General features: G+C 69.3%; 16 protein-coding genes. 11 read left to right on the top strand and 5 right to left on the bottom strand.

Features of this window, described 5'->3' with window-relative positions; genetic code table 11:
* Positions 1–31 precede the first annotated feature (31 nt).
* Both QF037_RS13745 and QF037_RS13740 read left to right on the top strand, forming a co-directional pair.
* Complete coding sequence (locus tag QF037_RS13745; protein WP_373463717.1) at positions 32–907, top strand: GNAT family N-acetyltransferase; 876 nt, start codon at positions 32–34, stop codon at positions 905–907.
* Positions 908–1,410: 503 nt separating this feature from the next.
* Complete coding sequence (locus QF037_RS13740; protein ID WP_307025047.1) at positions 1,411–3,387, top strand: ATP-dependent DNA helicase; 1,977 nt, start codon at positions 1,411–1,413, stop codon at positions 3,385–3,387.
* A 171-nt stretch (positions 3,388–3,558) separates the two neighbouring features.
* Here QF037_RS13740 and lexA read toward each other — a convergent pair whose 3' ends face one another.
* Positions 3,559–4,338: a transcriptional repressor LexA gene (lexA, locus tag QF037_RS13735; RefSeq protein ID WP_307025045.1), complete on the bottom strand. Its 780-nt coding sequence runs from the start codon at positions 4,336–4,338 to the stop codon at positions 3,559–3,561.
* A gap of 564 nt (positions 4,339–4,902) precedes the next feature.
* Here lexA and nrdR point away from each other — a divergent pair.
* The 3 genes from nrdR (at position 4,903) to QF037_RS13720 (ending at position 9,560) form a co-directional block, all read left to right on the top strand.
* Positions 4,903–5,463 (top strand): transcriptional regulator NrdR, encoded by a 561-nt coding sequence (gene nrdR, locus QF037_RS13730; RefSeq protein ID WP_307025043.1) that lies wholly within the window; start codon positions 4,903–4,905, stop codon positions 5,461–5,463.
* Between the two features lie 165 nt (positions 5,464–5,628).
* Entirely contained in the window at positions 5,629–8,523 is a 2,895-nt protein-coding gene (locus tag QF037_RS13725) for a vitamin B12-dependent ribonucleotide reductase (RefSeq protein ID WP_307025041.1), read from the top strand.
* A gap of 884 nt (positions 8,524–9,407) precedes the next feature.
* Positions 9,408–9,560, top strand: a complete 153-nt coding sequence (locus tag QF037_RS13720) for a hypothetical protein (RefSeq protein WP_307025039.1) — start codon at positions 9,408–9,410, stop codon at positions 9,558–9,560.
* On the opposite strand, the gene QF037_RS13715 is transcribed toward QF037_RS13720, so the two are convergent.
* Positions 9,561–10,094 (bottom strand): TerD family protein, encoded by a 534-nt coding sequence (locus QF037_RS13715; RefSeq protein ID WP_307025037.1) that lies wholly within the window; start codon positions 10,092–10,094, stop codon positions 9,561–9,563. It abuts the gene before it with no gap.
* Positions 10,095–10,240: 146 nt separating this feature from the next.
* Here QF037_RS13715 and QF037_RS13710 point away from each other — a divergent pair, with 146 nt between their 5' ends.
* From QF037_RS13710 to QF037_RS13700, 3 genes are all read left to right on the top strand, one after another.
* Complete coding sequence (locus QF037_RS13710; protein ID WP_307025035.1) at positions 10,241–10,846, top strand: YdbC family protein; 606 nt, start codon at positions 10,241–10,243, stop codon at positions 10,844–10,846.
* A gap of 118 nt (positions 10,847–10,964) precedes the next feature.
* Entirely contained in the window at positions 10,965–11,624 is a 660-nt protein-coding gene (locus QF037_RS13705) for a histidine phosphatase family protein (RefSeq protein ID WP_307025033.1), read from the top strand.
* 12 nt (positions 11,625–11,636) lie between these two features.
* The gene (locus QF037_RS13700; RefSeq protein WP_307025031.1) at positions 11,637–12,542 is read left to right on the top strand and encodes an ADP-ribosylglycohydrolase family protein; all 906 of its coding nucleotides are present in this window, start codon (positions 11,637–11,639) and stop codon (positions 12,540–12,542) included.
* A 337-nt stretch (positions 12,543–12,879) separates the two neighbouring features.
* On the opposite strand, the gene QF037_RS13695 is transcribed toward QF037_RS13700, so the two are convergent.
* Positions 12,880–14,427: an MFS transporter gene (locus QF037_RS13695; protein WP_307025029.1), complete on the bottom strand. Its 1,548-nt coding sequence runs from the start codon at positions 14,425–14,427 to the stop codon at positions 12,880–12,882.
* A gap of 186 nt (positions 14,428–14,613) precedes the next feature.
* On the opposite strand from QF037_RS13695, the gene QF037_RS13690 reads away from it, so the two are divergent.
* The 3 genes from QF037_RS13690 to QF037_RS13680 all read left to right on the top strand — a co-directional run bounded on the left by QF037_RS13690 (position 14,614) and on the right by QF037_RS13680 (position 16,726).
* Positions 14,614–15,237, top strand: a complete 624-nt coding sequence (locus QF037_RS13690) for a TetR/AcrR family transcriptional regulator (RefSeq protein ID WP_307025026.1) — start codon at positions 14,614–14,616, stop codon at positions 15,235–15,237.
* Between the two features lie 81 nt (positions 15,238–15,318).
* Positions 15,319–16,020 carry a ribonuclease HII gene (locus tag QF037_RS13685; protein WP_307025024.1) on the top strand — a complete coding sequence of 234 codons (702 nt, stop codon included), beginning with the start codon at positions 15,319–15,321 and terminating at the stop codon, positions 16,018–16,020.
* Between the two features lie 67 nt (positions 16,021–16,087).
* Positions 16,088–16,726 (top strand): hypothetical protein, encoded by a 639-nt coding sequence (locus tag QF037_RS13680; protein ID WP_307025022.1) that lies wholly within the window; start codon positions 16,088–16,090, stop codon positions 16,724–16,726.
* Between the two features lie 415 nt (positions 16,727–17,141).
* On the opposite strand, the gene QF037_RS13675 is transcribed toward QF037_RS13680, so the two are convergent.
* Both QF037_RS13675 and QF037_RS13670 read right to left on the bottom strand, forming a co-directional pair.
* Positions 17,142–17,777, bottom strand: a complete 636-nt coding sequence (locus QF037_RS13675; RefSeq protein WP_307025021.1) for a hypothetical protein — start codon at positions 17,775–17,777, stop codon at positions 17,142–17,144.
* Positions 17,778–18,090: 313 nt separating this feature from the next.
* Positions 18,091–20,256: a RecQ family ATP-dependent DNA helicase gene (locus QF037_RS13670; protein ID WP_307025020.1), complete on the bottom strand. Its 2,166-nt coding sequence runs from the start codon at positions 20,254–20,256 to the stop codon at positions 18,091–18,093.
* Positions 20,257–20,328 lie beyond the last annotated feature (72 nt).

The following is a 20,328-nucleotide window of genomic DNA, read 5'->3' as shown; positions in this document are numbered from 1 at the left end:
CCCCGACCCGTCTCCTGAGAGGAGCGTCGCCGTGCCTTCCACCGACGCGAGTGCCGACGCCGGTACCGCCCCCGGCACCGATGCCGCAACCTGCACCAACCCTGGCCCGGCCGACCGCTGCACCACCTTCGGGGCCGGCCCGGGCGTCGCCGATGCCGATTCCGTCCGGGGTATCGACGCCGGTCCAGCTTGGGAATCCGACAGCGAGGACACCCTCGAACTGCGCCTGCCCGACGAATTCCTCGCGCTCATCGCGAATGACCCCTCTGACAGCGGTGAGGACCGACGCGGCGAGCACGACACGGCAGGACCCGGATCGGCCACCCGGGCATGTGCCGACCTCCTCGATTGCGTCACCGACTGGGGATCCGTGGACACGCCCGTGGGGGTGTTCCACCTCGTCCCTGTCCAGGGCGAGCAAGACCTTGCGCTCATCAGCCACTGGATGAACGACCCGACCGTCGCGGAGTTCTGGCAACTGTCCGGCCCCCGGAATTTGGCCGCGGACCATGTGCGCGCCCAGCTCGCCGGAGATGGCCGAAGCGTCCCCTGCCTAGGCGTCCTGGACGGCACGCCGATGAGCTACTGGGAGATCTACCGGGCAGACCTCGATCCCTTGGCCCGCCACTATCCCGCCCGACCTCACGACACGGGTATCCACCTCCTCATCGGCTCGGTCACGGACCGCGGACGAGGTCTCGGCAGCGCACTGCTCCGAGCCGTCGCCGACCTCGCGCTCGACAAGCGCCCCGCCTGCGCCCGTGTCATCGCCGAACCCGCCATGCGAAACATCCCTTCCGTCTCCGCCTTCCTGAGCGCCGGCTTCCGGTTCTCCGCCGAGGTCGACCTGCCCGACAAACGAGCCGCCCTCATGGTCCGAGACCGATGCCTGCGCGATCTGGTGTGACACAACGTCGCGACATTGTCACTTTTGGTACACCGCTCGTCCCGGCCCGGTTCCACTCGCGCCGCACCTTTTTCAAGCCGGAGCGACACCGCCGTGCTTTGCCGGTGCGGGACGCCTGACCGGACGATCCTGGGCCAGTACTGACCGCCTGCATGCCTTCGACCGACACCGCTCGACCGGTCGGCACCCGACAAGTCCCTGGTCAAGCAGTCCGTGCTCAGCCAGTCCGCGCCAGACCCGGTCCGCACCTGAGTGTCCGACGGGCCCGCGCACAGCAGACCGATCCCGTCCGGAATTGACCGATCCGGACCGAGCCGACGCACCCATCTCGCATCCGAACCGATCCCACCTCCGCACAGACCGAAACCGACTCTGAATCGCCCAATCCCGACCTCAAGCGAACCCATCCGATCCCCAGCCCCTCCCGCACCCGGCCTTGATCCCGCCCCTCGTCCCCCCTTGGCCTCTCGTTTGTCAGTGGTGGGCCGTAGGGTTGTCGCGCTATGACGAAGCCCTCACTCCCCGAACTCCTGCATGCCGCCGTCGCTGCCGTCGGCGGCACGGAGCGCCCAGGTCAGGTGACCATGGCCGAAGCCGTCGCGGAGGCGATCGACGACGGCTCCCATCTGCTGGTCCAGGCCGGCACCGGCACCGGAAAGTCGCTGGGCTACCTCGTGCCCGCGCTCGCGCACGGGGAGAGAGTCGTCGTGGCCACTGCCACCCTGGCCCTGCAGCGCCAGCTCGTGGAGCGGGACCTCCCGCGCACGGTCGACGCGCTGCACCCTCAGCTCCGCCGCCGCCCGGAGTTCGCGATGCTCAAGGGCAGGTCGAACTACCTGTGTCTGCACCGCCTCCACGAGGGAGTGCCGCAGGAGGAGGAAGAGGGCCTCTTCGACCAGTTCGAGGCGGCCGCGCCCACCAGCAAGCTGGGCCAGGACCTGCTGAGGCTTCGCGACTGGTCGGACGAGACGGAGAACGGCGACCGCGACGACCTCACCCCGGGCGTCTCCGACCGGGCCTGGGCCCAGGTGTCGGTGTCGTCCCGGGAGTGCCTGGGCGCCACGAAGTGCGCGTACGGCGCGGAGTGCTTCGCCGAGATGGCCCGTGAGCGCGCCAAGCTCGCCGACGTCGTCGTCACCAACCACGCGCTCCTCGCCATCGACGCCATCGAGGGCGCCCCGGTACTGCCGCAGCACGAGGTACTGATCGTCGACGAGGCGCACGAGCTGGTCTCCCGGGTCACCGGAGTCGCCACCGGCGAGCTCACCCCCGGGCAGGTCAACCGCGCGGTGCGCCGGGCGGCGAGGCTCGTCAACGAGAAGGCCGCCGACCAGCTCCAGACCGCCGCCGAGGGCTTCGAGCGGCTGATGGAACTCGCGCTGCCGGGCCGCCTGGAGGAGATCCCGGAAGACCTCGGCTACGCCCTCATGGCGCTGCGCGATGCCGCCCGTACAGTCATCTCCGCCATCGGCGCCACCCGCGACAAGTCCGTCCAGGACGAGGACTCCGTACGCAAGCAGGCTCTGGCCTCTGTCGAGAGCGTGCACGACGTGGCGGAGCGGATCACCAACGGCTCCGAGTGGGATGTCGTCTGGTACGAACGGCACGACCGCTTCGGCGCATCACTGCGTGTCGCCCCCATGTCCGTGTCGGGCCTGCTGAGGGAGAAGCTCTTCGCGGACCGCTCCGTCGTCCTGACTTCGGCGACCTTGAAGCTGGGCGGCGACTTCAACGGCGTCGGCGCCTCCCTGGGACTGTCCCCCGAGGGCACCGAAGGAGACGACCTTCCGCAGTGGAAGGGCGTCGACGTCGGCTCGCCCTTCGATTATCCGAAGCAGGGCATCCTCTATGTCGCCAAGCACCTCTCGCGCCCCGCGCGGGACGGCGACCGCGCGGACATGCTCGACGAGCTCACGGAACTGATCCAGGCGGCCGGCGGTCGCACCCTGGGACTGTTCTCGTCGATGCGGGCCGCCCAGCTCGCCGCCGAGGAACTACGCTCCCGTATCCCCGAGTTCCCGATCCTCCTTCAGGGCGAGGAGACCCTCGGGGAGCTGATCAAGAACTTCGCGGCAGACCCGAAGACATGCCTGTTCGGCACGCTGTCGCTCTGGCAGGGCGTAGACGTGCCCGGTCCCAGCTGCCAGCTGGTCGTCATGGACAAGATCCCCTTCCCGCGCCCCGACGACCCGCTCATGAGCGCTCGGCAGAAAGCGGTGGAGGACGCAGGCGGCAACGGCTTCATGGCGGTCGCCGCCACGCACGCGGCGCTGCTCATGGCGCAAGGCGCCGGCCGTCTCGTGCGGGCGTCGGGGGACCGAGGTGTGGTCGCCGTACTGGATCAGCGGCTCGCCACCGCGCGATACGGGAGCTACCTCAAGGCGTCGCTGCCCGACTTCTGGTACACGACGGACCGTAACCAGGTCCGGAAGTCGCTGGCCTCGATCGACGCGACGGCGAAGTCGGCGGAAGCGGAGTAAGGGCGTGGGTTGGCTTGACCGTCGCCGGCCAGGCCAACCCACGCTCGGCGAAGGCATCGGTCGCCTGGACCGCCGTAAGGCGCCCGCACAGCACTGGGCCCCGGAACCGGCGCAGAGGTCCCGGGGCCCGGTCAGAGGGCGGACGTCGAAGTGGTCCGCCCGCCGCGGCCGTCACACGCGGCGCAGCACTGCCACCACCTTGCCGAGGATGGTCGCGTCGTCGCCGGGGATCGGCTCGTAGGCCGCGTTGTGCGGGAGCAGCCAGACGTGGCCGTCTTCGCGCTTGAAGCGCTTGACGGTGGCCTCGCCGTCGAGCATGGCGGCCACGATGTCGCCGTTCTCGGCGACGGGCTGACGGCGGACCGTGACCCAGTCGCCGTCGCAGATGGCGGCCTCGATCATGGAGTCGCCGACGACCTTCAGGACGAACAGCTCGCCGTCACCGACGAGCTGTCGGGGGAGCGGGAACACATCCTCGACGGACTCCTCCGCGAGGATCGGGCCGCCGGCGGCGATTCGGCCCACCAGCGGGACGTAGGACGCGGCGGGCTTGCCGGCGGTGTCCGTGGGCTGGGCGGAGGCGGCCTGGTCCGAGCCGCGCACCTCGTATGCGCGCGGGCGGTGCGGGTCGCGCCGCAGGAAGCCCTTGCGTTCCAGTGCCATGAGCTGGTGTGCGACCGAGGAGGTGCTGGAGAGACCAACGGCCTGTCCGATCTCCCTCATCGACGGCGGGTAGCCGCGCCGCTGCACGGAGTCCCTGATGACCTCGATCACCCGGCGCTGCCGGTCGGTGAGCCCCGAGCTGTCCGCCCGGATGCCTGGCGGTCGGCCCGGCAGGGAGCGCTTGTGCCCCTCGGGATTCGTGGCTTCGTTCATCGCATGCACCGGCTCGGGTCGGTCCTGGGAGCGGTCCTGGGCAGTGATGGTGGCACTGTCTGCGGTGGTGGTCACGTCGGCCCCTCTCGATGGTCTCCCTGCTGGACAACGGTAGTTGCTTTCGAAAGGTTGCGCCAAACACACGTTCGAGTGAAAAATCGCGGATTGCCTGCCGCGATCATGTGTCTGGGTGTATGGCTAACGTGATGTCCGGCGGACAAAAGGGCCCTTTGTTGTACTCTTCACCGCCGAGGTGGGGACCTCATGGGCTGGTGCCCCAGTCTGCCATCCGGTGCTCCGGCGGCAGGGCCCCGGTCCTCATCTGCGCGGGAGCCCCACGTCCCCTCCGTGCGGTGCCCACGGTATCTCCGCATGCGGCGCAGCGGTACGCCTGTGCATGAGCGTCCCCGGCGTGGCGGCGTTGTCGTGCGGCACATGCCAATACGGGCGCGACACGCGCGTACGGCGTGTTTATGGAGCCGATCCCTACATCTAGTGCTTGGATTGCTACAGCAGCCCAGAAGTTGTGGTCCCCCGGGTCTCCGGACCCTCGGCGATCGCCTATGCTGGGGGCTGCTTCGAGGGGCCCAAGAGGCCCAGCGAGGCTATTGATTCTGCTGTGAGGAGGGTTGGGACTTCATGCACTGCCCCTTCTGCAGGCACCCCGACAGCCGCGTCGTCGACAGTCGTACGACCGACGACGGCACGTCGATCCGCAGGCGCCGCCAGTGTCCGGACTGCTCCCGTCGTTTCACGACCGTGGAGACGTGCTCGCTCATGGTGGTCAAGCGGTCCGGGGTCACCGAGCCTTTCAGTCGTACCAAGGTCATCAACGGCGTGCGCAAGGCATGCCAGGGGCGACCTGTCACCGAGGACGCGCTCGCCCAACTCGGCCAACGGGTCGAGGAGGCGGTGCGGGCCACCGGAAGCGCCGAGCTGACCACCCATGACGTCGGGCTGGCCATACTCGGCCCGTTGCAGGAGCTCGACCTGGTCGCCTATCTGCGATTCGCCTCCGTCTACCGGGCGTTCGACTCGCTCGAGGACTTCGAGGCCGCAATCGTGGAGCTCAGGCACCAGACGGGACCCCCCACCGCGGACGACGAGGACCGCGAAGGGGCTGTCACGGGGGGCCAGGAAGACGACCGCGGGTCCGGAGGGACTGCTCAGGTCCCCGAACCCGCCCACGCCGCCGACTGACCGGCGGGCCGGAACCGGGCCAAGACCCCGGATCCGGCCGGGCGGCGTCGGACGACGACTTGTTGCGGGCGGCATGCACGTGGGTGCCCGCGACACCAGACACAACACAGTGCCACGGGAACATCGTGGCATTTCAGGGCGTTTTTGCCTGTACAGGGAGGCGGCATGACAGAGACGGCGAGCGGTCCGGCACGGAGTTCCCGCGCCAAGGGCACCAAGGCGACCAAGGGGCTGCGTATCGAGCGCATCCACACCACCCCCGGCGTGCATCCGTACGACGAGGTGGCCTGGGAGCGTCGTGACGTCGTCATGACCAACTGGCGCGACGGCTCGGTCAACTTCGAGCAGCGTGGCGTCGAGTTCCCCGACTTCTGGTCGGTGAACGCGGTCAACATCGTCACCAGCAAGTACTTCCGCGGTGCCGTCGGCACCCCGCAGCGCGAGACCGGCCTCAGGCAGCTGATCGACCGCATCGTGAAGACGTATCGGAAGGCCGGCGAGGACTACAAGTACTTCGCCTCGCCCGCCGACGCCGAGATCTTCGAGCACGAGCTGGCGTACGCCCTCCTGCACCAGATCTTCAGCTTCAACAGCCCCGTCTGGTTCAACGTCGGAACCCCGCAGCCGCAGCAGGTCTCCGCGTGCTTCATCCTGGCCGTCGACGACTCCATGGAGTCGATCCTCGACTGGTACAAGGAAGAGGGCATGATCTTCAAGGGCGGCTCCGGTGCCGGCCTGAACCTCTCCCGGATCCGCTCCTCCAAGGAACTGCTGTCCTCCGGCGGCAACGCCTCGGGTCCCGTCTCCTTCATGCGCGGTGCCGACGCCTCCGCGGGAACGATCAAGTCCGGTGGTGCCACCCGTCGCGCCGCCAAGATGGTCATCCTCGACGTCGACCACCCCGACATCGAGGACTTCATCGAGACCAAGGTGAAGGAAGAGGAGAAGATCCGCGCCCTGCGTGACGCGGGCTTCGACATGGACCTGGGCGGCGACGACATCACGTCGGTCCAGTACCAGAACGCCAACAACTCGGTCCGTGTGAACGACACGTTCATGAAGGCCGTCGAGACGGGCGGCAAGTTCGGCCTGACGTCCCGCATGACCGGCGAGGTCATCGAAGAGGTCGACGCCAAGACCCTGTTCCGCAAGATGGCCGAGGCGGCCTGGGCCTGCGCCGACCCGGGCATCCAGTACGACGACACCATCAACCACTGGCACACCTGCCCGGAGTCCGGCCGTATCAACGGCTCGAACCCCTGCAGCGAGTACATGCACCTGGACAACACGTCCTGCAACCTCGCCTCGCTGAACTTGATGAAGTTCCTCAAGGACGACGGCAAGGGCCACCAGTCCTTCGAGGTCGAGCGCTTCGCCAAGGTCGTCGAGCTCGTCATCACCGCGATGGACATCTCCATCTGCTTCGCGGACTTCCCGACGCAGAAGATCGGTGAGAACACGCGCGCGTTCCGCCAGCTCGGCATCGGCTACGCCAACCTCGGCGCCCTGCTGATGGCGACCGGCCACGCGTACGACTCGGACGGCGGCCGCGCCCTCGCCGGTGCCATCACCTCCCTGATGACCGGCACGTCGTACAAGCGTTCCGCCGAGCTCGCCGCGGTCGTCGGCCCGTACGACGGCTACGCCCGCAACGCGCAGCCGCACCTGCGGGTCATGAAGCAGCACTCCGACGAGAACACCAAGGCCGTCCGCGTGGACGACCTGGACACGCCGATCTGGGCCGCCGCCACGGAGGCCTGGCAGGACGTGCTGCGTGTCGGTGAGAAGAACGGTTTCCGTAACGCCCAGGCGTCCGTCATCGCTCCGACCGGCACCATCGGTCTCGCGATGTCCTGCGACACCACCGGTCTCGAGCCCGACCTCGCCCTGGTCAAGTTCAAGAAGCTGGTCGGCGGCGGCTCGATGCAGATCGTCAACGGCACCGTCCCGCAGGCCCTGCGCCGCCTGGGTTACCAGGAGGAGCAGATCGAGGCGATCGTCGCCCACATCGCCGAGAACGGCAATGTCGTCGATGCTCCGGGCCTCAAGCACGAGCACTACGAGGTCTTCGACTGCGCGATGGGCGAGCGCTCCATCTCCGCGATGGGCCACGTCCGGATGATGGCCGCGATCCAGCCCTGGATCTCCGGCGCGCTCTCCAAGACGGTCAACCTGCCGGAGACGGCGACCGTCGAGGACGTCGAAGAGGTCTACTTCGAGGCCTGGAAGATGGGCGTCAAGGCACTCGCCATCTACCGCGACAACTGCAAGGTCGGCCAGCCCCTCTCCGCCAAGACCAAGGAGAAGGAGAAGGTCGAGGTCACGGCGAAGGCCGAGGCGACCATCCGCGAGACGGTCGAGAAGGTCGTCGAGTACCGCCCGGTCCGCAAGCGTCTTCCCAAGGGCCGTCCCGGCATCACGACGTCCTTCACGGTCGGCGGCGCCGAGGGCTACATGACCGCCAACTCCTACCCGGATGACGGTCTCGGCGAGGTCTTCCTGAAGATGTCCAAGCAGGGCTCCACCCTCGCGGGCATGATGGACGCCTTCTCCATCGCGGTGTCCGTCGGCCTCCAGTACGGCGTGCCGCTGGAGACGTACGTCTCCAAGTTCACCAACATGCGCTTCGAGCCGGCCGGTATGACGGACGACCCGGACGTGCGGATGGCGCAGTCGATCGTCGACTACATCTTCCGCCGCCTGGCACTCGACTTCCTGCCCTTCGAGACGCGGTCCGCGCTCGGCATCCACTCCGCCGAGGAGCGTCAGCGCCACCTGGAGACCGGTTCGTACGAGCCGTCCGATGACGAGATGGACGTCGAAGGGCTGGCCCAGTCGGCGCCGCGCGCCCAGGAGCTGAAGGCCGTCGTCACCCCCAAGGCCGAGGTCGAGGCGGCCAAGCCCGCCCCGAAGCAGGCCCACACCAGCGCCGAGCTGGTGGAGATGCAGCTGGGCATCCAGGCCGACGCCCCGCTCTGCTTCTCCTGCGGTACGAAGATGCAGCGGGCCGGTTCCTGCTACATCTGCGAGGGCTGCGGCTCCACCAGCGGCTGCAGCTGAGGGTGAGCGCCGTTCAGGCGTGAAGTGACTGCAAGAGGCGGGGAGCCGGCGAAGTGCCGGCTCCCCGCCTCTTGCAGTCAGCAGCCCGTGGCACCAGGTCCGTCTCGCTCATGGATGCTTCGTCCCTTGCCGTTTCGGGTCCTTGAGGGCAAGCTCCTGGACATGATCAAGAGAATCGAGCGCTCAACCGTCCGGTGAGCAAGGTGACTATCCCCTTGTCCGAGCACGCGCTCCGCCTGCACCGACGGCGGCCGCACGCACGTAGCACTTTGACTGCCCGGGCGCCCATCCCGGGGACCTGGTCGGCCGGTTCGACCGTGTCCACGTACCGGACCGCCCCAATGAGCGGATCACCGCTGCGGCGGTGAGAGCGGGCGATCGGACCCGTACGACCGGCCGTTGGCTCGTACGCCATGGCGCGGACGCGTACGACGTGCTCGTCGGGCTCGCCCCGCTCGGTGCCGTCGGAACCGCTGCCGACATCCCGCGCATCCAGACGCCCGGGATCCTTTCGCGCGCTTTCGGCCCCCTTGCCGTGCCGGCGCTCGCGCGGCTGCCGGGGAGCCTGCAGACGCTGTTCTGGCTGGCGGAGCGGGTCACGGGCTGGGGCCGGGTCAACGTGGTGGAGGAGCTGTGCGACCTTGCCGTGGACCAGGGCGGTTGCTCCATGTCATGTGCCACTGCGCGGACATGGGCACGACACTGGCCCTGTATCCGCACGCCGACGCCGTCATGGCGGCTCACGTACGTCAGGCCGCTCGGCTCGGGCCGTCGGCCGAACGGTTCTTCATCGCCGGGGCGCTGGCCGGAGCCTGGGTTCGGAGACACAGCGAGACTTTGTCGGCCCCGCCGAGCGTTGGGCGGCCTCGCATCGCGTCTATCTCATGCTGCTCGACTGCGAGGACTGGTGTGAGACCGCCCGAGCCGGACTCCTCGCCGGCGACGGGCAGTTGGTATGGCTCGCGAGAATCGCGGCGGACTGGGAACGCAAGGGCCTGGAGCTCGGAGGCCTCGGCACCGGCACCGGCACCCCTTGATCAGGGCCGGTGTGCCTGCCCCATGGCCCGCGTGTACCCCGCGGGGTCGTCCCCGGAGCCGTGGATGCCGGGGTGCAGCTCCCACGTTCCGGACCCGTCCCGCACGAACTCCGCGACCGTCGCCGCGGTCGCCCCGAGGACGCTGCCGAAGTCGTCCTCGGTGAGCACGGTGTACCCCTCGCGGATCCGCAGCGCGGGGTTGAGCACACCGACGAAGGTCCGGTCCTCGGAGCGCTGTTGGATGACGACACCGACGACCACGCGCGCGTACCGGCTGTCGAGCCGGTTGAGCTCCAGGGTCATGACCTCGTCCCAGCCGAAACCCTTGCCGTCCTTGCTGTCCCGATTGAGGGTGATGGTGCCGTCGGGGGAGCGGCTGTCGAAATGCACCACATAGGCGGGATCGCCGTACGGATCCGCCTCCAGATACGTTGCGGCGACGATGTCCAGGTCGGTGGCAGCGCTCCCCACCGGACTCGGATCCCACTTCAGCGAGACCTCGACCTTGCGGATCCCCTTGTTGAGGGCGTTCACCAGGTTTCCCCTTCTCCGTGTCCACGGTCCGAACTGCCAGGCAGCCGGGGCCGGTTGTCCATCCTGCCACGCGCGCGTACCGCTCGCGTGAGAGATCTCTGCCGGAGCGTGACCTGGGCCACGCTGCGTGGCCTTACGATGGCGCGGTGCTGGTCAAGTGGATTCGCTGCACCGTGGTGGACCGCCGCGGCTTCGAGCGCGGGCAGCGGAAATGGGCGGGGCTTCTGGGGGAGCCGGGGTTTCGGGGACAGGGCGGAGGCTGGAGCCGGGGGCGGACCGGAGTGGCGCACATCTTCTCCTTCTGGGAGAGCCGTTCCTTCTACGACTCCTTCATGGCCCGTTCCCACGACCGTCTCGCGTCCACACAGTCGGGCACGTTCAAGGACGCGCAGGTCAAGCTCTTCGACTACCGCTTCGACGTGAAGACCGGCTTCGAACCGCGCTTCACGGACACCGACCTCGTACGGGTCGCCCACTGCCGGGTCCACGGGGAGCGCGCCGAGCACTTCACGCTGATGCAGGAGAAGGTCTGGAATCCCGCGATGGCCGGTTCGCCGGGCATGATCCGCGGCCTGTTCGGTGAGGCGCCGGGCCATGAGTTCCTGGTGCTGTCGATGTGGCAGTCGGCCGCCGAGCACGGCAAGTACCGCACGGAGCGCATCGAGCGCCTCGCGCTGCGCGCCCAGATCGAGGCGGACGTGGCGTCTTTGACGGGCGACATCGTGCAGCTGGAGCCGAGCTGGACGGTTTGAAAAGCGGACTGTTAACCGTGCGCACTGGTGTGGCCCATGGTGCAGGAAATGTGTGACCTACGCCGTATGGAGGCCGTACGGGTGCTCGATCGGCCCTCACTCGATCTAGGGTCATGACATGGCACGACCACGGCGCATCGTCCTTGTCCGGCACGGCGAGTCAACGGGCAATGTTGATGACACCGTGTACGAACGCGAGCCAGACCACGCTCTGGCGCTGACCGAGCGGGGCTGGCAGCAGGCCGAGGAGACCGGCAAACGGCTGCGCGAGGTGTTCGGCCGCGAGCGGATCAGCGTGTACGTCTCCCCCTACCGCCGCACTCACGAGACGTTCCGCGCCTTCCACCTCGACCCCGAGCTCGTACGCGTGCGTGAGGAGCCCCGGCTGCGTGAGCAGGACTGGGGGAACTGGCAGGACGGTGACGACGTGCGCCTGCAGAAGGCTTACCGGGACGCCTACGGCCACTTCTTCTACCGCTTCGCTCAGGGGGAGTCCGGGGCCGACGTGTACGACCGGGTCGGCGGCTTCCTCGAGAGTCTGTTCCGCAGCTTCGAGGCCCCCGACCATCCGCCGAACGTCCTGCTGGTGACCCATGGCCTCGCGATGCGCCTGTTCTGCATGCGCTGGTTCCACTGGACCGTCGCGGAATTCGAGTCGCTGGCGAATCCGGGGAACGCGGAGATGCGGATGCTCGTTCTCGGGGACGACGGCAAGTACGTGATCGACCGGCCTTTTGAACGGTGGCGTGACCCGGAGCCCTACGGGGTCACCGGATAGGGTGGCAGAGCGATGACCGCTGACTCCTCTCCCGACGGGCGCCTGGACCGCGCCCTGTCCAGCCTGCGCGGACTCGCGGTCGGGGACGCGCTGGGCTCACAGTTCTTCGTGCCGGTGAACTATCCGCTGCTGAAGCGGCGCGAGCTGCCGTCCGAGCCCTGGCAGTGGACGGACGACACCGAGATGGCCTGCTCCGTGGTGGCCGTCCTGGGCGCCCACCGCCGGATCGACCAGGACGCGCTGGCCCACTCCTTCGCCCATCACCACGACTTCGACCGTGGCTACGGCCCCGCCGTCAACCGTCTGCTGCGACTGGTCCGGGAGGGCGGCGACTGGCGTGAGCTCGCCGCCGCACTCTTCAACGGGCAGGGGTCCTGGGGCAACGGCGCCGCGATGCGGATCGCCCCCCTCGGAGCCTGGTACGCGGACGACCCGGAACAGGCGGTGCACCAGGCCGAGATCTCCGCCTACCCCACGCATCAGCACCGCGAGGCCGTGGTGGGCGCCATGGCCGTCGCCGCGGCGGCCTCATTGGCCGCGGCTGCCGGAGGGCCGCCCAGCCCCGAGGCCCTCCTCGACGGAGTCATCGCGCTCGTCCCCAAGAGCGCCGTCGGAGCGGGCCTGCGACGCGCCCGCGACATGCTCGACTACGGCGACGCGGGGACCGTCGCGGCCGTGCTGGGCTGCGGACGGCGCACGACAGCTCATGACACGGTGCCTTTCGCCCTCTGGTCGGCAGCCCGGTCCCTCGGGGACTACGAGGAGGCGTTCTGGTCGACCGCTCAGGTGGGCGGCGACGTGGACACGACCTGCGCCATCGTGGGCGGGGTGATCGCCGGGGGCAAGGCGGGGACACCGCCTGCCGCGTGGGTGGAGCGCACCGAGGCGCTGCCGGACTGGGTGCCGACCACCGTCTGAGACCTTGCTGTATCCACCCGCATGAAACTCTCTGTGCATGTCGGGAACTCTGCGTGACCACGTGCTCGTTGTCGTGGCATTCCGCTGTGTGAGCCATGGGGGCGCACAGGCAGGTGGCACACGAGGGGCGCAGGGGGTGGTCATGGGATTCATGTCGATGTTCGCGGTCCTGTCGGCCGCGGTGGCCATGGTGACCGGAGCGTGGGCCGTACGGCGACGCGCCGCCTGCGTCTCGTCGCGCCCCGTGCGCGGAGTGCGGATGACCGGAGCGTCGTCCTCGCCGTCGACTCACTGGACGAGGTCCGGCCATCCGCGACCCTGCGAGGGCCCGGTGGAGTCAGCCGACTCCGGGGCCCGCCGTGCCCGCGAGCGCCTCCAGGTCGCTCTTGCGGACCCGGATGACGAACGCGGCGGTGGCCAGGGCGAGTACGGCCATCGAGGCCGCGGCGACGAATCCCGTCGAGATGCCCTGGGTGAGCACTTCGTGCCCCCAGGGAGCGGGCAACTCGTGGGTCCTGGCGAACTCCGCCTTCTGCTCAGGCGTGGCGTCGGCCATGAACTGCGGCAGTTGCTTCTCCGCCTCGTCCTTGCTGGCCGTGCCGAACACCGTCGTCAGGATGGACAGACCGAGCGACCCGCCCACCTGCTGCGTGGTGTTGAGCAGTCCGGATGCCGCGCCCGCCTCGTGCGGGGCGACCCCGGAGACGGCGGTGATCGTCAACGTGACGAAGTTGAGGCCCATGCCGAAGCCGAAGAGCAGCATCGGACCGAGTACTCCGCCGGCGTACGAGCTGTCGGAGCTGATGAGGGTCTGCCAGAACAGTCCGATCATCGTGAGCGCCGAACCGGCGATCATGAACGGCTTGGGTCCGAGCACCGGCAGGAACCGCTGGGACAGGCCCGCGCCGAGGGCGATCACGACCGTCACCGGCAGGAAGGCGAGACCTGCCTCGATCGGGGTGTACCCCAGCACGTTCTGCACGAAGAGCACGATGTAGAAGAACATGCCGAACATCGCGGCGGCCAGGCTCAGCATGATCACGTACGTGCCCGAGCGATTCCGGTCGGCGAACATCCTCAGCGGTGTGATCGGCTCCTTCGCCCGGGTCTCGATGAAGGCGAAGGCAGCCAGCAGCACGATCGCCGCGCCGAACGAACCGATGGTCAGGCTGTCCCGCCAGCCCTGGTCCGCCGCGCGGATGAAGCCGTAGACGAGGGACGCCATGCCCGCCGTCGAGGTCAGTGCGCCGGCGATGTCGAAGCGGCCGGTGTGCCGCTCGGACTCGTTGATGTACAGCGGCGTGAGGACGGCGATCAGGACACCGATCGGCACATTCACGAAGAGCACCCAGCGCCAGTCGAGCCACTCGGTGAGCATGCCGCCCGCGAGCAGACCGATCGCGCCGCCGCCCGCGGACACCGCGGCGAACACTCCGAACGCCCTGTTGCGCTCCGGGCCTTCGGGGAACGTGGTGGTGATGAGGGCCAGCGAGGTGGGCGACGCTATCGCGCCACCGACACCCTGCAGGACGCGTGCGGCCAGCAACTGCCAGGGCTCCTGGGCGAGTCCGCCGAGCAGCGAGGCGAAGGTGAACAGCAGGATGCCGGCCGTGAAGACCCGGCGCCGGCCGAGGATGTCGCCGGCCCGGCCGCCCAGGAGCAGCAGCCCGCCGAAGGTGAGTGTGTACGCGCTGACGACCCAGGTGAGGTCGGTGGTGCTGAACTTGAGAGCGTCTTGAATGTGCGGGAGGGCGATGTTCACAATCGTCGCGTCGAGGACCACCATGAGTTGGCAGGCCGCGATGACGGTGAGCGCGATGCCGGGGTGTCCTTCCCGACGGGCCGCACCTGGCTTCTGTTCCTTGATCAACTGAGAGGTTGTCACTATGGGTCCCCCACAAGTGCGTTAGTGAACGCTCGCGTTCACTGTCGCGTCAACCGTAGTGAGTCCCTCATAGTGAACGCAAGCGTTCACTTACGTTCTCGTCGTGCGACGTCTTCCCCCGTCGTCGCCGCGCACCGTCCCCGTCCCCCGGAATCCCCGCTTCCTCTGCTCGTTGGAGTCAGTCAGATGGTTACCTCGCGCTGGACGGCCGCCCCCGCTCAGGCGGCCTCCCTCCGTCGGCGCGGCGCCGTGCTCGAACGCGCGATCCTCGATGCCGCGCTGGAACAGCTCAGTACGGTCGGCTGGAAGGGCCTCACGATGGAAGGCGTCGCCGCCGGCGCCCAGACCGGCAAGGCCGCGGTCTACCGGCGCTGGCCGTCCAAGGAGGACCTCGTCGCCGATGCCCTGCAGTCCGGGCTGCCGATCATCGAGACGGCTCCCGATCTGGGCAGCGTGCGCGAGGATCTTCTCGAGCTGTGCCGACAGGCGCGTGAGGCGATGTACTCGCGCCCCGGATTCGCGCTCCGTGCCGTGATTCACGAGTGCGATCCCATCCAGGCGGAGCGTTTCCATGGCGTGATCTTCAACGGGGTTGTCGAGCCGACCATCAGGTTGCTCCGTGAGGTCATCACCCGTGGAATCAAGCGACAAGAGGTCCGATCCGACGCGGCGAACAGCTACGTTTTCGATGCCATACCGGCGATGATGATGTACCGATCGAAGATGTGCGGAAGTGAATGGAACGATCGGGATCTTGAGGAGATGATCGACCAGTTGATGGTTCCCCTGCTGCGGACGAGCCACGGCTGAACGTGGCTGGGGCCGGGGCGACAGGGCTCGGGGGAACCGGGGTGTCGCCGGGTGATCCAGGCGGCGTACGCTAAGGGCGCCATGCCGTACGAACCACCTACACACACTGTCGAGCGCTCCCTCCGTGCCACGACCGGAGCGAAGGTCATTGCCGGTGTCGACGAGGTGGGGCGCGGCGCCTGGGCCGGCCCCGTCACCGTCTGCGCGGCCATCACCGGACTGCGCCGACCCCCCGAAGGCCTCACCGACTCCAAGCTGCTCACCGTCAAACGGCGCACCGCGCTCGACGTGGAGCTCCGGAAGTGGGTGACGTCCTACGCCCTCGGGCATGCCTCCCCGGAGGAGATCGACACCATGGGCATGACGGCCGCCTTGCGGCTGGCGGCGGTCCGTGCCCTGGAGGTCCTGCCGGTCCGGCCGGACGCGGTGATCCTCGACGGCAAGCACGACTATCTCGGGGTCCCCTGGAAGGTCCGCACGGTGATCAAGGGCGACCAGTCGTGCGTGGCTGTCGCGGCGGCCTCGGTGATTGCCAAGGTTCAGCGCGACAAAATGATGGCCGAACTGGGTATCGACCATGCAGACTTCGGTTTTGCGGACAATGCCGGGTATCCGTCGCCCGTGCACAAGGCCGCACTGGAGGAGCGGGGACCCACCCCGTACCACCGGATGTCGTGGGCGTATCTTGATGCGCTGCCCCAGTGGCGGCACCTCAAGAAGGCCCGCAGCTGGGCAGACGGAGGCGTTCCGGAGATCGAAGGCCAACTCGGATTCGATTTCTGACCGTTCCGCTCGCACTCGTGTGCCACCCGCCGACGCGAGTCGCACCAACGTTTGATAGAAGTCAGCCATGCCTCTCCTTCCCGAGGAGCCTCAGATTCACGAGAGTGCCCAGGGTCCCCGCGCCACTTCGGCCAGTGGCCGTACCGCGCCGACCCCCCGTCCCGTACCCGGCCCCCGGCCCGCGGCGCACCCGCGTCCCGGTCGTCCCGGCCCCCTCCGGCCCACGCCTCCGGTGCAACGCACGCCGCATGACGTGGCCGCCACGCCCGGACCGTCGGGTCCGGCTGTCCGCACCGCCGCCGCTCCGGCTCCGGCATCCCCGCAGATCCAGCTGATCCCGGCCTCCGCCGAAGGCGCGCTCGACGCCGCCGAGGAAGCCGTGGACCTGCTGCTGGATTCGGGTCGTGCCCCCGGTGAGGTGCTGGTGATCACCACCGGCGAACAGCACCCGTGGGCCACCCACGAGCTGACCTTCGGCGAAGCCTCCTACTGGGCCCAGCACGACGCGGGCGACGATGTCTTCTACGCCGACGCCACCGCAGTGGGCCGTACCACCAAGCGCCCCGTGGTCGTGGTCGCCGTCAACGGCGGTCCCGACTCCTCTGCCGCGACCGTTCTGCCCCTGGCGCACGGCCGGGCCGGTGCCCTGCTGATCGTCTGCGGAGACCCGCAGCAGATCAACTCGGTGCTGGGCGCGCGCGTCTGAGCCCGTTCCGGCGCGTCCGGGGGACGCGGGGGTGATGAAGGCGCCGCTTCGGCGGCACCTGCACAGCGGGGGGTTTGTCGTGCGCGGACGATCGTGGGGATGGTCCGTGCGCGTCCGCCGTCGCCCGAGTTCGCCCTGAAGCCGTGGGGGAGTTGCGTCGTCGGCCGGCAGCGCAGCATCGAGGTGTGGCCCGCGATCACTGGGCGGCCGCCCGATGCTCCTCGCGTCCGTCCGTCGTACGCCGTACTGAGGCGCGCCAAGGCGTGTGCCGTTCGAAGCCGTATGCCGTACGCGGCTGACCGCGACGCGAACCGGAACGATCCGTGGACATGCTCAGCCGGACCGCTCCATCGGCTCGGGCCCGGAGCGTTCCCCGACCTCTGATCCATAAGGGTCGGGGTTCTGCGGTGCTTCTTCAGCGGGCTGCCGCGCGGCGCAGGACTTCCGAGGCGGCACCGCCGGTGCGGGGCAGCGGGGGCGGCGCCTCGGAGAGAGCGAAGGGCTCCGGTGACGAATCGGAGTTGGGGCGGCGGCCGCCGCGCCCCTCGCCGAGAACCTGCCAGCCGTCACGGGTCAGCGTGATGTACGCACCGCAGCGCAGCCCGTGCAGCGTGCAGGCGTCCCGCAGGCCCCACATCCACGCGCCGTCCTCCTCTGTCCAACGCGCGTCGCCGTCCCGGCAGTAGAGCAGCACGGCGGTACGCACCGGAGTGCGGCGCCGCAGGTCGTGCGGGATGACCCTGCGCAGCTGTGCGAGCAGCGTGTTGCGGAACATCCAGCCGTCGGCCGGGGCCGGGCGGCGGGTGAACGACGCACTCGCGCGCAGCCGCTCGTCCGGATCGAGCACGGCCACGATCGCGGTCGCCGGCTTCGGGCGATGTCGGGAGTGCAGTCCGCTGACGACCTCCCGTGGGTTGCGCAGCAGGGGTATTCCGGCTGCGGCCCACTCCGCGGGTTCGAGCATGCGGGTCAGCGGGTTGTTGGATGCGGCGGACAGGTCGGCAGACGTCGACGTGGATGCCGCGGAGGACGGAGCGAATCCGAAGGTCACGGTCCTCCCTTCGGCTACGCGCCCACACTGCGGGCGGGGTCGGATTCGGGGGAACGCACGCCGCAGCAGAGCCCTACCGGACCACGGGCGAGCCGTGCGGGGAGCGGACTTCAATTCTTCCTGTCGAACTTGGTTGCGGCAACGAGCAATTGGGGTCACCGACCGGAATCTGGTGGTGTGTGGTTTATATCCCTACCCGCCGAAGCACCGTGTGACGCCCGGGACATCCGCGCACCTCAGCGAGGTGCGGACTCCCGAGGTGCCAGGCAGCCGGTGTGTGCCGTCGGAGACCGGGTTCCGCAACGCGGCGTCATCAACCCTGTACGGCCAGCACCAGCGGCAACACCCCCTGCGCACCGGCTCGTCGGAGCATCCGGGCGACCACCGCGAGGGTCCAGCCCGTCTCGGTGAAGTCGTCCACGAGGAGGACGGGGCCCCCGGCTCCGGCCAGCGCGGCGGAGAGGGCGGGCGGCACGACGAGGGCTCCGTCGAGTGCCTTGAGGCGCTGGGCGCTGTTGCTCCGGGACAGCGGGGGCGCCTCGCCCGCGTACTCCACCGACCCCAGCAGTGGCAGTCGCCCGACCTCCGCGATGCGCGCACCGAGGGAGTTGATCAGCTGAGGCCGGGTGCGCGAGGGGACGGTGACGACACCGACGGGCCGTGGCGGGGCGTCCGGCGCCCCCGAGGCCCAGCCGCCCGGGCCCCTGGCCCAGTCGGTCAGCACGCCCACGACCGCCTTCGCGACGTCGTCGGGTACCGGACCGTCCGGGGCCTGGGGGGCGAACATCGGTCGTAGCCGGTTTCCCCACCCGATGTCCGACAGGCGGCCCAACGCCCTTCCGGGTGCGGTCTGTTCGCCTGCCGGGATGCGACCCTTCAGCTCGACACCGATCGCCGGCAGCCCGGTGGGCCACATGCGGCGCGGCTCGACCTCGACGCCCGCCCGGCCCAGGTCGACGCGTGCGGCGTCCAGTGCGGCCGTCGAGGTGTCCGCGGTGAAGCGCGTCCCCGCGCAGTTGTCGCAGCGTCCGCAGGGCTTGGCCCCCTCGTCGTCCAGCTGGCGCTGCAGGAACTCCATCCGGCAGCCCGTCGTGGACGCGTACTCGCGCATCGCCTGCTGCTCGGTCTTGCGCTGCCGGGCGACCCATTCGTACCGCCCCGCGTCGTAGGTCCACGGCTCCCCGGTCGCGACCCATCCGCCCTTGACCCGGTGGACGGCCCCGTCCACGTCCAGGACCTTGAGCATGGTCTCCAGCCGGGAACGGCGCAGCTCCACCAGCGGCTCCAGCGCGGGCAGCGACATCGGTCCGCTCGCGCGGGTGAGGACGTCGAGCGTGCGGCGCACGAGGTCCTCGGAAGGGAAGGCGAGAGAGGCGAAGTACTCCCAGATCGCCTCGTCCTCCTTGCCCGGCAGGAGGAGCACCTCGGCGTGCTCGACGCCGCGTCCGGCTCGACCCACCTGCTGGTAGTAGGCGATGGGGGAGGAGGGCGAGCCCAGGTGGACCACGAAGCCGAGATCGGGCTTGTCGAAGCCCATGCCCAGGGCGGAGGTGGCGACCAGGGCCTTGACCCGGTTGGCCAGCAGGTCGTCCTCGGCCTGCTGACGGTCGGCGTTCTCCGTCTTGCCCGTGTACGAGGTGACGGTGTGGCCCCGCTGCCGGAGGAAGGCGGTGACCTCCTCGGCGGCGGCCACGGTGAGGGTGTAGATGATGCCGGAGCCCGGCAGCTGGTCCAGGTGGTCGGCCAGCCAGGCCATCCGGTGCGCGGCGTCCGGCAGCGGCAGGACGGCCAGGCTCAGGCTCTCCCGGTCCAGCGGGCCGCGCAGGACCAGGGCGTCCGAGGTGGCCCCCGTGCCGAGCTGCTCGGCCACGTCGGCGGTCACGCGCGCGTTGGCGGTAGCGGTCGTCGCCAGCACGGGGACGCCGGGCGGGAGGTCGGCGAGCATGGTGCGCAGCCGCCGGTAGTCCGGGCGGAAGTCGTGGCCCCAGTCGGAGATGCAGTGAGCCTCGTCCACCACGAGGAGTCCGGTCGCGGCGGCCAGCTTGGGCAGCACCTGGTCACGGAAGTCAGGGTTGTTCAGCCGCTCGGGGCTGACGAGCAGGACGTCGACCTCGCCCGCCGCGATCTCGGCCTGGACCGTGTCCCACTCCTCCGTGTTGGAGGAGTTGATGGTCCGTGCGTGGATGCCGGCCCGGGCCGCGGCGTCGACCTGGTTGCGCATCAGCGCGAGAAGCGGCGAGACGATCACGGTGGGGCCGCTGCCCCGGGAGCGCAGCAGCGACGTCGCCACGAAGTACACCGCGGACTTGCCCCAGCCCGTGCGCTGTACGACGAGGGCCCGCCGTTTGTCGGCCACCAGCGCCTCGATCGCCCGCCACTGGTCCTCCCGCAGCCGGGCCGTGCCCGTGGGATCCCCGACGAGACGGGCGAGAACCGCGTCGGCGGCCACTCGGAGATCGGCGTTGCTCGTGTGCTCCATGCGTCCATACAACAGGACGCCACTGACAATCCGGGCCCGGACCGCTCGGGGCGGGGCGCTGGGCGGAGGCGC

The organism is Streptomyces canus, assembly GCF_030815415.1.
Taxonomy (GTDB): Bacteria; Actinomycetota; Actinomycetes; order Streptomycetales; family Streptomycetaceae; genus Streptomyces; species Streptomyces canus_F.
The sequence above is the reverse complement of the archived record's forward strand: the minus strand, read 5'-3'. Positions and strand labels throughout refer to the sequence as shown.

Excerpts from the sequence above, each read along its gene's own strand:
- QF037_RS13740 (WP_307025047.1), top strand. The coding sequence starts at position 1,411 with ATGACGAAGCCCTCACTCCCCGAACTCCTGCATGCCGCCGTCGCTGCC.
- nrdR (WP_307025043.1), top strand. The coding sequence starts at position 4,903 with ATGCACTGCCCCTTCTGCAGGCACCCCGACAGCCGCGTCGTCGACAGT.
- QF037_RS13725 (WP_307025041.1), top strand. The coding sequence starts at position 5,629 with ATGACAGAGACGGCGAGCGGTCCGGCACGGAGTTCCCGCGCCAAGGGC.
- QF037_RS13720 (WP_307025039.1), top strand. The coding sequence starts at position 9,408 with ATGCTGCTCGACTGCGAGGACTGGTGTGAGACCGCCCGAGCCGGACTC.
- QF037_RS13705 (WP_307025033.1), top strand. The coding sequence starts at position 10,965 with ATGGCACGACCACGGCGCATCGTCCTTGTCCGGCACGGCGAGTCAACG.
- QF037_RS13700 (WP_307025031.1), top strand. The coding sequence starts at position 11,637 with ATGACCGCTGACTCCTCTCCCGACGGGCGCCTGGACCGCGCCCTGTCC.
- QF037_RS13690 (WP_307025026.1), top strand. The coding sequence starts at position 14,614 with ATGGTTACCTCGCGCTGGACGGCCGCCCCCGCTCAGGCGGCCTCCCTC.
- QF037_RS13685 (WP_307025024.1), top strand. The coding sequence starts at position 15,319 with ATGCCGTACGAACCACCTACACACACTGTCGAGCGCTCCCTCCGTGCC.
- QF037_RS13680 (WP_307025022.1), top strand. The coding sequence starts at position 16,088 with ATGCCTCTCCTTCCCGAGGAGCCTCAGATTCACGAGAGTGCCCAGGGT.
- QF037_RS13670 (WP_307025020.1), bottom strand. The coding sequence starts at position 20,256 with ATGGAGCACACGAGCAACGCCGATCTCCGAGTGGCCGCCGACGCGGTT.